The organism is Aquabacterium sp. (assembly GCF_036273115.1).
Taxonomy (GTDB): Bacteria; Pseudomonadota; Gammaproteobacteria; order Burkholderiales; family Burkholderiaceae_C; genus Aquabacterium.
Map to the genome: position 1 here is coordinate 450153 of NZ_DASUIN010000002.1, position 12490 is coordinate 462642.

Here is a 12490-nt window from a genome sequence, read left to right on the forward strand (position 1 = left end):
CGGGGCTTGCGCTCCAGCCCTTCGGGTTCACAGCATGACCTGGGTGCCTAACTCCACAACCTGGTTCGCAGGCAGCCTGTAATAAGTCGCGGCACCTTCGGCTTGGCGAGTCATCCAGCTGTACAGGCCGCATTGCCATGTCGGCAATACACCGGGGCCATCGACGACGGTTGATCGAGCCACAAAGTAGGTCGTCCGCATGGGTTCCAGATCCAAGCCTGCGTGCGTCAGCGCACCCAAGGCCTCTGGAATATCGGGTTCTTCTCTGAAGCCAAAGCGTACAGTGACCGTGTAAAGGCCTGGGCCTAACTCCTCCACAGCCACGCGCTCGGCCGCGCTCACGTAGGGGGCGTTGTCGTTGAGCACATGCAGGAACACTGTTTGCCTGTGCATGACCTTGTAGTGTTTGAGGTTGTGAAAAAGCGCGCTGGGCACGATGGTCGGGTCCGACGTGAGATACACCGCCGTGCCTTCCACATACGGCACATCGGGGCGTGGGCTGTGCACAAAATCATCCATGGGAATGTCGATCTGGCGGCGTTGATCCGCAACCAGGCCACTGCCTTTTTTCCAGGTGGTCAGCATCAGGAAAATGCCTGCCCCCAAGGTCAATGGGAACCAGCCTCCCTCGCCCAGCTTGCTCAGGTTCGACGCAAAGAAGCCTAATTCGAGCAAGGCAAAGCCCCCCAGGGCCACCAGGGTTGTGCGCCGCCATGGGCGGGGGCTGATGCGGGTGACGAAGGCCGTCAGCACGGTCGTGATGATCATGGTGCCGGACACGGCAATGCCGTACGCGGCAGCCAAGGCGCCCGAGGTCTTGAACGCCAGCACCAGAGCGATGACCGCGAGCAACATCATCCAGTTCACGCTGGGCACGTAGATCTGGCCGCGCTCCTGATCGGAGGTGTGCAGGATGCGGACACGCGGCAGGTAGCCCAGCCGGCTGGCCTGCAAGGTCATCGAATAGGCTCCCGAAATGGTCGCTTGAGAAGCGATGACCGTGGCGGCCGTGGCCAGGGCAACCAACGGAATCAGCAACCATTGCGGTGCCAGCATGAAAAAGGGGTTTGTGGCCGCGCTGGCGTCGCGAAGCACCAGTGCGCCTTGGCCGAAGTAATTCAGGATCAAGCAGGGAAAGACCAGCCCGTACCAACCCAGGCGAACAGCTTTTGCACCGAAGTGGCCCATGTCGGCATAGAGTGCTTCGCCACCCGTCATGGCCAGGAAAACAGCCGACAACAGCAGGAAGGCGGCTCCCGGGTGGTCCAATGTGAATTGCAGGGCATGCATGGGGTTGATGGCTTGCAGCACCATGGGGGTTTGGGCAATGCTGTGGACGCCCAATGCGCCCAGTGCAGCAAACCAGATCACCGTGATGGGACCGAACCACTTGCCAACGCTGCCTGTGCCTTGCTTCTGAATCAGGAACAGGCCGATCAAGATGCCGATGGTGATCGGTTCGATGAAGTGCTCAAACCGCGGCGTGGCCACGCTGATGCCCTCCACTGCAGACAGGACGGAGATGGCCGGTGTGATGATCGCATCGCCATAAAACAGCGCTGCAGCAAATACGCCTGCACCCACGACCAATACAGAACGTCTTGGTGCGTCGTGTGCCAGCCGATGGGCCAGCGCGGTCAATGCCAACACGCCACCTTCGCCGTCGTTGTCGTACTTCAGTACGATCCATACGTACTTGATCGAGACGATGATGAACACGGCCCAGAGCAAGGCGGACAGGGTGGCCAGTACGTTTTCTGGTGACAGCGCCAATGCATGGGGGCCATTGAAGGCCTCCTTGAAGGCGTACAGCGGGCTGGTGCCAATGTCACCAAACACAATGCCCAGGGCGGCGAGCGTGAGGGCGCCCAGGCTGGACTGGCCGTGACCCTGTGAGTCGGTCGAGGGGTGGGACATGAAACTCATACTCCTAGCTGGAATCGATAGCCGACGCCGACTTCCGTCAGGAAATGGCGTGGTTGAGCCGGATCGTGTTCGAGTTTCTGGCGTAGATGCCCGACGTAGATCCGTAAGTAATGGTTGCTCTCGGAATGGGACGGTCCCCATACCTCGCGAAGCAATTGCCGATGTGTCATGACCTTGCCTGCATGGGCCAACAGCACGCAAAGCAGGCGGTATTCGATCGGAGTCAGGTGAACGGGCTCGCCGTTTCGCCTTACCTGACGGGTGATCAGGTCGATGTCGACCTCGCCAAATCGATGGCACGGTTGTTCGATGTCGGTTCCTTTGCGGCTGCGGCGTAGCATGGCTCTGACTCGCGCCAGCAATTCACCGACGGCAAAGGGCTTGGTGAGGTAGTCGTCGGCCCCTGCATCAAGGGCATCGATCTTGTCTGTCTCTGTAGATCGGGCCGACAGAATCAAAACAGGCATGCCGGACCATGTTCGCAAATCTTGAACAAAGCCGCGTCCGTCCCCATCGGGAAGCCCCAGATCAAGGATGACCATGTCTGGCTTGCGTGTACCGGCTTCAATCAGGCCCTGACGCATGGATTCTGCCTCGACCACTCTGTACTGGTCGCTTTCCAGTGCGGTGCGAACAAAGCGACGAATGTGGGGGTCGTCTTCAACCAGCAAAACGATGGGGGCGTTCATGTGCGGTCCTCCCCCTCTGATTCCGGTTCGATGGTGGGCGGGGTTCCCAAGGGCAGGGTGAACCGCACTTGAGCCCCCCCTTCGGCCGGGTTGCAGGCTTCAATGCGACCGCAGTGGGCCTCGATGATGGCTCGGCAAATGGCAAGTCCCAGCCCCACACCGGGTACGGTCGATTCGGGCATGCCCCTCTCAAACAGGTTGAACACCTCTTGAAGTCTGTCGGGGGGAAAGCCTGCCCCATCATTGTTGATGCGCACTTCAAGGGTGTCGCCTTGAACCTCTGCATTGATGTGAATGGCTGACCCGGCAGGGCTGTACTTGGCCGCGTTCTCTATCAGGTTGCCGAACACCCGCTCCATCAAGACGGCGTCAATGTGCACCAGGGGCAGGTCTGAGCGCAGGTGCACTTGAACGGCATGGTCTTGCAGGGCCATCCCTAACATCTGAATGCTGGCGCCGATCACCTCTTCAATCGGTTGCCACTCGAGTCGAAGGGGCAGTTGTCCAGCGTCCTTTCCTCTCTGTAAGCGAGCCATGTCCAACAGGTTGGACACCATGCGGTTCAGACGCATCGCTTGATCGCGAATGGCGCTGCTCATTTCCTGCGCACGATCGGGCAAGGGTGGCTGGATCAGCGTCAGCGTGTCGGCCAGGCCGTACAGGGCAGTCAATGGGGTGCGAATGTCGTGAGACAGGGCTGACAGGATCGAGTTGCGCAAACGCTCGCCATTGGCTTCTATTTGATGTTGGTGAGCGACTTCAACAAAGTGCAGTCGCTCGATGGCAGTGGCAACCAACGATGTCACCGCATCCAGCAAAGGCCGATGGCGATCCAGCGTGGGGTCATGCGCGCGTAACGGGCTCAGCAGCAAGACCCCTCTTGAGCGCGTGGAGCCCGTCAACGGCAGCGCGATGACGAGCTGGCCGCTGTCTGCGAGCTGGTGCGAGGCCACCCCCTTGTGTTCGTGGTGAACCATGTGCATCACGCGGGCGACGTCAGGACCAGCCTGATGAGGCAGTGCGGCATCGTCGGGTGTTGCGGGAACGAGGGTGTTGTCGGGCGCGCAGACCCAAAGCGACAGCTCGGCATGCAGTTGTGTGGCCGCAAAGCTGGCACTGTGCTGCCGCACGTTCTCAATCGACATGGCCCCTGCCAGATGACTGGCCAATGTGTAGAGCGCCTGCGAGCGCTTGGCTGATGCGTTGGCCTCATCGGCGCGCTGTCGTAGACCGATGGTGAGATGGCCAATGATGAGGGCCACCGTTAGCATCACCGCAAAGGTCAGCAGGTATTGGATGTCGCTGACAGCAAAAGACCACCGAGGTGGCACGTAGAAAAAATCAAACAATCCGACGCTGAGGAATGAAGCCAGAACTGCCGGGCCCCGCCCCCATCGCGTGGCCACGAGCACCACCGTCAAGAGGAACAGCATGACGGTGTTGACCGGGTCCAGAATGTCATGAATGGGCCAGGTCAGGGCTGTGGTGAGGCCGCATGCGGCCACGGCCTTGGCGTGTCCAGCTCGTGGCGAAGAGGCAGTGGGGGCGTCTGGAATGGCCGAAGCGTCGTGCATACAAGGAAGCGGAAGCCCTGATGCCTACAGCTTAGGTGGGCGGGCATCTTGTTGTCGAAAATTCTGGCATGTCGGGCATAAAAATGCCGTAAAAATGCTGCCCCGCAGCATCGCTTCAGGTCGTAGCAGCGGGGCGTGCCCAGCCCTCAATGGCGCGAATCTTCATGTCCTGCCCAGCCAGCCAGGTTTTGCGAAACGACCCACATTGCGGACAGGGCTCGATTCGGTCCGGTGGCGACCACTGCGTGCCGCAGTCCTGGCAATGGGCCAAAGCGGCCTGCTGCACCATGTGGATGACCGCGCCGTCTGCCAGCGTGCCAGTCAGTGCGGTTTCCAGCGCCGTGAGCAAGGCTTGTGGCTCCACACAACTGAGGCTGCCGATATCCAACGTGATGGCCGTGATGCGTTCGAGCTGATCGGCCTGGGCTTCTAGCGTCAGCACGATCTCCATGGCCAGGGACGCTTCATGCATGGGTGTGCAAGGCTTCATCCAGCCAGGCCTGCATCAAATCCCAAGCTGTTCGCAAGGCCTGGCGCGCGTCGGTAGACAGCGGTGCCCCCAACTCGAAGCCTTCGCCTTTGACCGACAGCACGCTGCATGGCGGCGGCGGGTTTTGCAGCAGGTGCTGGTACAGCGCCAGCAAGGCCGGGGGCGGGCATTGGTGGCTTTGAACAGATGGCGGGGCAGGCAAGGCTTGCACGGTCTGGATCTGGGCCCCTGGCCTACCACTTGCGGCGGCGTCGATGATCAACACGCAGGGGCGGTCTCGCAGGTCTTCCACATGCTCCACCATGAGTTGCTGTTCGCAGATGATTTCGATGGCGCTTTGCACCGAAGCGGGGCGACGCTGCAGCCATTGCATCAGTCGTTCGGCCAGCAGAGGGCCCAAGGCATCGTCGCCTCGGCTGGGGTTGCCAATGGCCAGAACCAGAATGGGTTTCATGCATGCCCCGGGTGTTCGATCTGCCCATCTTCGTGTTTGAGCAGCAGGTCCACGGTCTGCCCCTGAGCGTCGAGCAGCTCCACTTGCAGGGGCATTTTGCCGAGGGCATGGGTGGCACACGACAGGCAGGGGTCGTAAGCCCGGATCGCCACCTCAATGTGATTGAGCAAGCCTTCGGTCAAGGCCCGGCCATCGAAATACTGCGCTGCCACGCTGCGCACCGCTTCGTTCATGGCCGTGTTGTTGTGCGTGGTCGATACGATGAGGTTGGCGTAGCTGATGAGGTCGTTTTCATCGACGCGGTAGTGGTGAATCAAGGTGCCTCGGGGCGCTTCGATCACGCCGATGCCTTCGCGCAAGACGGCTTGACCTGCCGGCAAACGGCCCATCAGGTCGGTGCTGGTGATGTCGGGATCGTTGAGCAGCCGCTCAATGGTTTCGGCGCAGTGCAACATGTCGATCATGCGCGCCCAGTGCTGGGCCAACGAGGCCGTCACCGGCTTGCCATGGTTCCAGGCTTTGAATTCCTCACGGGCGGCCTCGGCTCGTGGGGTGTCAAGGTAGCTGGCGTTGTTGATGCGAGCCAGGGGGCCGACGCGGTACCAGCCCCGATCGGGGCCCAGGGCCCGCAGGTGCGGGAACTTCATGTAGGTCCAGGGTTTGACTTCCTCGACCAGCAATTGAGGGTAGGTGTGCACATCGACCTGGTCGAACACGCGCAGGCCGGCCGCGTCGCTCACGCGCAGGGCGCCGTCGTACAGGTCGGCCGCACCGTCGGGCCGCACCAATGACATGAACAGCGAGGGGAAGTCAGCAAACGTGCTGTGCGCGGCATGGTTGGCCAGGAACAGGTCACGCGCCAGGTTCAGCGCCGCAGCACTCCAGTCGATGATCTGCGGCACTTCATGCAACAAGGCATCGCGATCAGCCACCGACAAGGGGCGGTTGAATCCACCAGGCACAGAACCTGTGCCGTGTACACGCTTGCCGGTCAGGATGCGAATGACCTCCTGCCCGAACTTGCGGATGCGAATGCCCCGCAATCCCAGTTCGCGTTCGTCTTGCAGCACGCCCACGATGTTGCGGTGGGGCACGGCATCGTCAAAGCCAAAGAGCAAGTCGGGCGAGGCCAGGTGGAAGAAGTGCAGGGCGTGTGATTGCAGCACCTGTGCGGCGTGCAGCAGTCGGCGCAGCTTTTCTGCCGCGGGGGGAATGCGTGCCGAGCCGATGACAAAGGGGTCGCAAGCCTTGCTGGCGGCCAGCAGGTGGCTGACCGGGCAGATGCCGCACAGGCGTTGAACCAGGGTGGGCACTTCCCAGTAAGGGCGGCCCTGAATGAAGCGTTCGAAGCCTCGGAATTCAACAATGTGCAGGCGGGCTTGTTGTACGCGACGGTGCTCGTCGAGCAGCAGGGTGACCTTGCCGTGGCCTTCCACGCGGCTGACCGGCTCGATCACAACGCGTTCGAGGCCTTCGGGGTGCGCGGCGGTTTCAAGTGGATGAGGCATGGGTGTCAGAGGTCAACCATCAGTCAAAACGGCGGGCTTGCTGCGGCAGTTCTGGCGCGCGGTTTTCCAGCTGCGCCATGATGAGCTCCTTGAAGGCTGCTGCCGGTGGCGGACAGCCTGCCAGGGTGTAATCCACGGGCACCACCTCGTGCAGTGGCAAGACCTTTTGCAGCAGAGGCGGCAATTCGGGGTCTTGGGGCACCTGAGGGTTGAGCAGATCTGAGCCCAGGTAAGCCTCGGCCACCAGTTCAGACACGGGGATGCCATTGCGCAGGGCAGGTACCCCCCCGTACATGGCGCAGGCGCCTACGGCCACCAGCACCTTGCAGCGGGCCCGGAACTCGCGCAGCACCTCCACATTCTCGGCATTGCACAGGCCACCTTCGATCAAACCAATGTCGACACCATTCGGGTTGACGTGTTTGATGTCGGTCAGCGGGCTGCGGTCGAATTCAATGTGGTCGATCAGGTCAGCCAGGGCCTCGTCCACGTCCAGAAAAGACATGTGGCACCCGAAGCAGCCCGCCAGCGAGCAGGTGGCGATGGTCAATTTGGGGCGAGGCACGCTCATGTGTCCTCCGGGTGCTGGGCAATGTCGGCCTGATCGTAGGGCCGCTGGCCAATGGGGATGATGAAGCCTTGCCGCTTGGGCATCAAGGCCCCCACGGGGCAGATGGACATGGCCCGGTCGGTGGCGGCAATGTCGCTGTCTTTCAGCAAGCCACTGGGGCTGTTGACCAGCAGTTCGGTTTTCAGGCCGCGCCCGCCAATGGCGAACACGTTCTTGCCATCGACTTCGCGGCTGGCCCGCACGCACAGTTCGCACAGCACGCAACGGCTGCGGTCCAGCCAGACATCCGAGTGAGAAGCGTCGACCGCATGGTGCGGGTACTCGTGCACGAAGTGGGTGTCTTGCATGCCCAGGTGGTAACCCAGCGCTTGCAAGTGGCAGTTGCCGCTCCTTTCGCAAAAAGGGCAGTGGTGGTTGCCTTCCACAAACAGCATTTGAATCAGCCGTTTGCGGTCGGCTTGCAGCTCGGGGGTTTCCGACTCGACCACCATGCCGGCATTCGCTGGCAGGGTGCATGACGTCATCAGCCGTCCTTTGACTCGCACGCTGCAGACCTTGCAGCTGCCAATGGGGTCGAAATCGACGTGGTGGCACAGGTGGGGAATGTAGACGCCGGCGGCCGTGGCGGCCTGCATCACGGTCTGGCCTGGGGTGAAGGGAATGGCTTGGCCATCCAGTGTGAAGGTGAGCGGCTCGGACATGGGCTCAGGCAGAGGTCTCAGACTGGGAGGACTGGGTTAGACGGGGCGCCAAGGCATGCATGTTGACCACCGCCGCACTCAGGTCGAAGGCTTGCTGCGCGGGCACCAGGCGCGACTGAACTTGCTCTGGGAAATGGGCCAGCACGTCCAGCAGGGGGTGTGCGGCGGTCTGCCCCAATCCGCAGTGGCTGGCCCTTTGCATGAGTTCGCCCGTTTCCTTCAAGCGTTGCACATCCATGTCACTGGCGTGGCCAGTGACCAGACGGTCGGCCGTTTCCACCAGTTGGCCGCAGCCGACTCGGCACGGCGTGCAGAACCCGCACGACTCATGGGCAAAGAAATGGGTGTACTGGCGCGCCACTTCCAGCATGTCTCGCTGGGCGTTGAACACGGTGAAGGCGCCGCCGGTGGGCAGGTCTTCAAAGCTGATGCGGCGCTGCAGCTGGCTGGCGTCAATCAGTTTGCCTGAGGGGCCGCCCACCAGCACGGCTTGCACATCGTGTGCGCCGCAGTCGGCCAGCACTTCGGCAACGGTCAGGCCCCAGGGGATTTCATACAGACCAGGTCGGGCCACGTCGCCCGCCACGCTGAGGATGCGTGTGCCTCTTGAGTGCTCGGTGCCCTGCGCGGCAAACCAGGCCCCTCCGTGCAGGGCAATCTGCGCCACCTGTGCAAACGTTTCGACGTTGTTGTTGACGGTGGGCAGGCCCAGATAGCCGCGGTCGACTGGGAAGGGCGGGCGTGTGCGGGGAATGCCTCGCTTGCCTTCCACCGATTCGATCAGCGCGGTTTCTTCGCCGCACACGTAAGCGCCGGCACCAAGATGAAGCTCGATGTCGAATGCATGAGCTGAACCGCCCACACGCTGGCCCAGCCAGCCCGCTTGTCGCCGTTGGGCCAGCACCTGGAGCAAATGAGGGGCAATGAATTCATATTCGCCCCGCAAATACAGAAAACCCTGCTGCGCGCCCACTGAGAGCCCGGCCAAGGTCATGCCCTCGATCACTTCATGGGCCCACTGCATCAACAGCATGCGGTCTTTGAACGTGCCGGGTTCGCCTTCGTCGGCATTGCAGGTGATGGCGCGCGGGCCCGGAGCCTGACGGCAGGCCTGCCATTTTTGCCAGGTTGCAAAACCGGCGCCGCCTCGGCCGCGCAGGCCAGCCTCTTTCAATGCGGCGATGATGCCGTCGGGCCCCATTTGCAGCGCTCGGCTGATGGCCGCCCCGGGGGCAATCGGATGGCTCAGTGTGAGGTCGTGACGGCCAATGGGGTTGCTGACGGCAAAGAAATCGACCGGCCATTCGTCCAAGGGCGAAGCGGCTTCAATGAGCGCTGCGATTTCATCGATGCGACGCGGGGTGAGTTGCGTGAGCGGGCGTCCATTGATGAGGCCGGCTGGCCCCTGGTCACACAGGCCGGTACACGCCGTACGGTGCACCGAGACGCGCAAGTCGGCCCGTGTCTGCTCCGGTTCGACGCGCAACTGGTCACACAGTCGTTGCAACAGCGCCTCGCTGCCCAGCATGCGATCGGTCACGCTGTCGCTGAGGTAGACGGTGTAGTGCCCACGGTGTTCGAAACTGAGGAAATGGTAGAAACCGATCACGCTGCGAATGGCGGCATAGCTCAGCTGCCATTGCGAGGCCAGGGTGTCAATGGCCCAGGCCGGAATGTGATGAAAGCGTGCCTGTATCAGACGCAAGACCTGCAACAGCGACCCTGGGCCGGGCGTATACCGAGCCAGGAGGTTGTCCAGATCGTGCTCTGGTGTGGGCGGCTTGGCTTGCGTCACGATGTCAGGCTGATGGTCAGCAAGGCCGAGGCTGGTTCCAATGCTTTGAGGCCATGGGGTTCGCCGCCGGCCAGAAAGACCAGGTCACCCGCCTTCAGGCTCAGTGTCCTGGTTTGAGTTGACAGTTCGATGACCCCTTCCAGGCATTGGATGGTGATTTCGCCATCCACCCGGTGTTCTTTCATGCCTTTGCCGGCAGGCAGCACCAGCCGGATGAGTTCGAGCTGTTCGCTTTTGAGCAGGGCATGGCTCTGCACGTCCGGCAAGCGGGCGCCCAAGGGTTGGGCGTGAATCAGATCACCTGATGCTGCGTGGGCAATGGCCATGATGCGGCTCCTGTTTCAGCAGATTCGGGGCAGGGGTTCACCAGTCAACCAGTCGAGCATACGCCAGCCACCGAATCGGGTGCGCATTTGCACGAAACAATGGGGGTCTTGTGTGACCGTGCCGATACGGCAGCTTTGCTGGGCCAGCGGGTGTGCTCGCATGGTGGCCAGCAGCCGTTCGGCGTCGTCATTGGCGCAGATTGCCAGCAGCTTGCCCTCGTTGGCCATGTAAAGCGGATCCAGTCCCAGCAGTTCACAGGCACCTTGAACGGCCGGGCTCACGGGCACGTCGGCTTCGTTGAGAGCCATGCCCACGCCCGAAGCCGCGGCGATTTCATTGAGGCTGGTGGCGACCCCGCCGCGTGTCGGGTCACGCAGCACCCGCAGCTGGGCGCCGGTGGCCAACATGGCTTGGGTGAGCGAATTCAAGGGGGCGCAGTCGGACACGATGGGCGAGTCGAACTGCAAACCCTGGCGCTGGCTGAGCACGGCCAGGCCATGGTCGCCCACTGGGCCGGACAGCAAGATGGCATCTCCCGGCCGGGCTTGTGAGCCGGACAGGCGCAGCCCTTGGGGGCGCCATCCCAGACCACTGGTGCTGATGTAGAGGCCATCACCCTTGCCGCGCTCCACCACTTTGGTGTCGCCTGCCACGATGGCCACGCTGGCCTGACAGGCGGCTTCGGCCATCGATTGGGCCACGCGTTGCAGGTCGGCCAGGGGCAGGCCCTCTTCCAGCACAAAGGTCACGGTCAGGCAGGCGGGCCGGGCGCCCATCATGGCCAGATCGTTGGTGGTGCCGTTCACCGCCAGACTGCCAATGTCGCCGCCTGGAAAAAACAGCGGCGCCACCACATGGGCATCGGCGGACATGACCAGATCGTGTCCAGCCGGCACTTGCAGGGCCCCACTGAGCACCACGCCATCGTCGCCTGCATCGTGCCAACCTTCGGGCCAGGTGCGCTCGAACGCGGGGCGGAAGATCTCCTGGAGCAGCTGATAAGTGGCGCGCCCGCCTGCGCCATGGCTCATGTCGATGCGGCCCTGTTTCTTGTCGAGCGGACGCAGATGGTGTCGGCTGGTATTCATGCAGTGGTTCGATGACGGCCGTAGTGGTAGTGCGCGGCACAAGCCCCTTCAGAGCTGACCATGCAGGCGCCCAAGGGATGTTCGGGACTGCAGGCCGTGGCAAACAGCTTGCAGTCTTGCGGTTGGCGGTGGCCTCGCAAAATGGGCCCGCACAGGCACTGCGGGTGGTCAGCCACTGGCGAGGCTGCTACGCCGAATTTGCGCTCGGCGTCATGTGCCGCGAACGCGTCTCGCAGGCGCAGGGCACTGTGCGGCATGGAGCCCAGGCCGCGCCATTCGAACTCGCTTCGCAAGGTCATCACCTCATGGACCATGGCTTGCGCCCGCCGGTTGCCTTGGGCATTCACGGCCCGGGTGAATTCGTTTTCCACCTCGGCGCGACCGTCGTTGACCTGGCGCACCAGCATCAAAATGGCCTGCATGATATCCAGCGGCTCGAACCCGGCAATGACCACTGGCAGGCCATACTGGGCCGGGAAGAGGGCATACGCCTGGGTGCCGATGATGGTGGACACGTGCGCAGGGCCGACCAGACCGTCGAGTGCCACCGGTTCGGTTTGATTCAGGATGGCGTGCATGGCCGCTGGTGTGAGCACGTGGTTGCACAGCACACTGAAGTTGGTCAGGCCTTCGCGCTGTGCGGTGAGCACGGCCACCGCCGTGGGCGGGGTGGTGGTTTCAAAGCCAATGGCCAGGAAGACGATTTCCCGATCTGGGTGTTGTCGGGCCAGGTTCAGCGCATCGTCTACCGAATAGACCACACGCACATCGGCTCCCTGGGCGCGAGCGCGCAACAGGCTGGTCTGCCCCGAGGCCGGCACACGCAAGGTGTCGCCATAGCTGCTCAGGATGACGCCAGGCTGCCGCGCCACCGCGATGGCCTGGTCGATGCGACCGATTGGCAACACACACACCGGGCAGCCCGGGCCGTGAATCATCCGGATGTTGGTTGGCAGCAGGTCCAGCACGCCATAGCGTGCCAGTGCATGGGTGTGACCGCCACAGAACTCCATGAATCGATAGGCACGATCGGGGCGTGCCTCGGCGCAGATGGCTCGCGCCAACGCGCTTGCCAGGGCCGGGTCACGAAATTCGCTGATGTACTTCACGGCGTTGATGGGGCCGGTGGCGGGGCCATTGGGCGCGCATCTGGTGCCCCCATCTCCGCAAACAAGGCCAAGGTGGCTTCGGCTTCTTGCGGGTCGAGTTTGGTCAGGGCATAGCCTACGTGCACGATCACATAGTCGCCGGGCTTGACGTCATCGAGCAGGGCCATGGAGATGTGCTTGCGCACGCCAGCCAGGTCGACATGACCATGACCAGTGGCATCGACATCGATCACGCGGGCGGGCAGGGCGAGGCACATG

The 12490-nt window shown here is 62.4% G+C and carries 13 protein-coding genes; all 13 read right to left on the reverse strand.

Annotated elements, in window-relative coordinates; all coding sequences use genetic code 11:
• Window positions 1-27: 27 nt before the first annotated feature.
• The 13 genes from VFW72_RS02820 to VFW72_RS02880 all read right to left on the reverse strand — a co-directional run bounded on the left by VFW72_RS02820 (window position 28) and on the right by VFW72_RS02880 (window position 12489).
• The gene (locus tag VFW72_RS02820) at window positions 28-1917 is read right to left on the reverse strand and encodes a potassium transporter Kup (protein WP_329672743.1); all 1890 of its coding nucleotides are present in this window, start codon (window positions 1915-1917) and stop codon (window positions 28-30) included.
• 5 nt (window positions 1918-1922) lie between these two features.
• Window positions 1923-2615 carry a two-component system response regulator KdpE gene (gene kdpE / locus VFW72_RS02825; RefSeq protein WP_329672744.1) on the reverse strand — a complete coding sequence of 231 codons (693 nt, stop codon included), beginning with the start codon at window positions 2613-2615 and terminating at the stop codon, window positions 1923-1925.
• Window positions 2612-4189: a DUF4118 domain-containing protein gene (locus tag VFW72_RS02830; protein WP_329672745.1), complete on the reverse strand. Its 1578-nt coding sequence runs from the start codon at window positions 4187-4189 to the stop codon at window positions 2612-2614. Before VFW72_RS02830 ends, kdpE begins: the two co-directional genes overlap by 4 nt.
• 115 nt (window positions 4190-4304) lie before the next feature.
• The gene (locus VFW72_RS02835; RefSeq protein WP_329672746.1) at window positions 4305-4661 is read right to left on the reverse strand and encodes a hydrogenase maturation nickel metallochaperone HypA; all 357 of its coding nucleotides are present in this window, start codon (window positions 4659-4661) and stop codon (window positions 4305-4307) included.
• The gene (locus VFW72_RS02840) at window positions 4654-5133 is read right to left on the reverse strand and encodes a hydrogenase maturation protease (RefSeq protein WP_329672747.1); all 480 of its coding nucleotides are present in this window, start codon (window positions 5131-5133) and stop codon (window positions 4654-4656) included. The genes VFW72_RS02835 and VFW72_RS02840 overlap by 8 nt, the downstream gene beginning before the upstream one ends.
• Window positions 5130-6641, reverse strand: coding sequence for a Ni/Fe hydrogenase subunit alpha (locus VFW72_RS02845; RefSeq protein WP_329672748.1), 1512 nt, complete (start codon window positions 6639-6641; stop codon window positions 5130-5132). Before VFW72_RS02845 ends, VFW72_RS02840 begins: the two co-directional genes overlap by 4 nt.
• Window positions 6642-6660: 19 nt before the next feature.
• Entirely contained in the window at window positions 6661-7212 is a 552-nt protein-coding gene (locus tag VFW72_RS02850) for an NADP oxidoreductase (RefSeq protein ID WP_329672749.1), read from the reverse strand.
• On the reverse strand, window positions 7209-7913 hold the full coding sequence (locus VFW72_RS02855; RefSeq protein ID WP_329672750.1) for a 2Fe-2S iron-sulfur cluster-binding protein: 705 nt from the start codon (window positions 7911-7913) through the stop codon (window positions 7209-7211). Before VFW72_RS02855 ends, VFW72_RS02850 begins: the two co-directional genes overlap by 4 nt.
• A gap of 4 nt (window positions 7914-7917) precedes the next feature.
• Complete coding sequence (locus VFW72_RS02860) at window positions 7918-9708, reverse strand: NAD(P)H-dependent oxidoreductase subunit E (protein WP_329672751.1); 1791 nt, start codon at window positions 9706-9708, stop codon at window positions 7918-7920.
• Complete coding sequence (locus VFW72_RS02865) at window positions 9705-10034, reverse strand: cupin domain-containing protein (protein WP_329672752.1); 330 nt, start codon at window positions 10032-10034, stop codon at window positions 9705-9707. Before VFW72_RS02865 ends, VFW72_RS02860 begins: the two co-directional genes overlap by 4 nt.
• A 15-nt stretch (window positions 10035-10049) precedes the next feature.
• Window positions 10050-11123: a hydrogenase expression/formation protein HypE gene (gene hypE, locus VFW72_RS02870; protein ID WP_329672753.1), complete on the reverse strand. Its 1074-nt coding sequence runs from the start codon at window positions 11121-11123 to the stop codon at window positions 10050-10052.
• Window positions 11120-12232, reverse strand: a complete 1113-nt coding sequence (hypD, locus tag VFW72_RS02875) for a hydrogenase formation protein HypD (protein ID WP_329672754.1) — start codon at window positions 12230-12232, stop codon at window positions 11120-11122. The genes hypE and hypD overlap by 4 nt, the downstream gene beginning before the upstream one ends.
• On the reverse strand, window positions 12229-12489 hold the full coding sequence (locus tag VFW72_RS02880; protein ID WP_329672755.1) for a HypC/HybG/HupF family hydrogenase formation chaperone: 261 nt from the start codon (window positions 12487-12489) through the stop codon (window positions 12229-12231). Before VFW72_RS02880 ends, hypD begins: the two co-directional genes overlap by 4 nt.
• Window position 12490: the final 1 nt, after the last annotated feature.

Bases quoted from the DNA above. Each gene is read 5' to 3' on its own strand.
- VFW72_RS02820 (WP_329672743.1), bottom strand. From the start codon at position 1,917: ATGTCCCACCCCTCGACCGACTCACAGGGTCACGGCCAGTCCAGCCTG.
- kdpE (WP_329672744.1), bottom strand. From the start codon at position 2,615: ATGAACGCCCCCATCGTTTTGCTGGTTGAAGACGACCCCCACATTCGT.
- VFW72_RS02830 (WP_329672745.1), bottom strand. From the start codon at position 4,189: ATGCACGACGCTTCGGCCATTCCAGACGCCCCCACTGCCTCTTCGCCA.
- VFW72_RS02835 (WP_329672746.1), bottom strand. From the start codon at position 4,661: ATGCATGAAGCGTCCCTGGCCATGGAGATCGTGCTGACGCTAGAAGCC.
- VFW72_RS02840 (WP_329672747.1), bottom strand. From the start codon at position 5,133: ATGAAACCCATTCTGGTTCTGGCCATTGGCAACCCCAGCCGAGGCGAC.
- VFW72_RS02845 (WP_329672748.1), bottom strand. From the start codon at position 6,641: ATGCCTCATCCACTTGAAACCGCCGCGCACCCCGAAGGCCTCGAACGC.
- VFW72_RS02850 (WP_329672749.1), bottom strand. From the start codon at position 7,212: ATGAGCGTGCCTCGCCCCAAATTGACCATCGCCACCTGCTCGCTGGCG.
- VFW72_RS02855 (WP_329672750.1), bottom strand. From the start codon at position 7,913: ATGTCCGAGCCGCTCACCTTCACACTGGATGGCCAAGCCATTCCCTTC.
- VFW72_RS02865 (WP_329672752.1), bottom strand. From the start codon at position 10,034: ATGGCCATTGCCCACGCAGCATCAGGTGATCTGATTCACGCCCAACCC.
- hypE (WP_329672753.1), bottom strand. From the start codon at position 11,123: ATGAATACCAGCCGACACCATCTGCGTCCGCTCGACAAGAAACAGGGC.
- VFW72_RS02880 (WP_329672755.1), bottom strand. From the start codon at position 12,489: ATGTGCCTCGCCCTGCCCGCCCGCGTGATCGATGTCGATGCCACTGGT.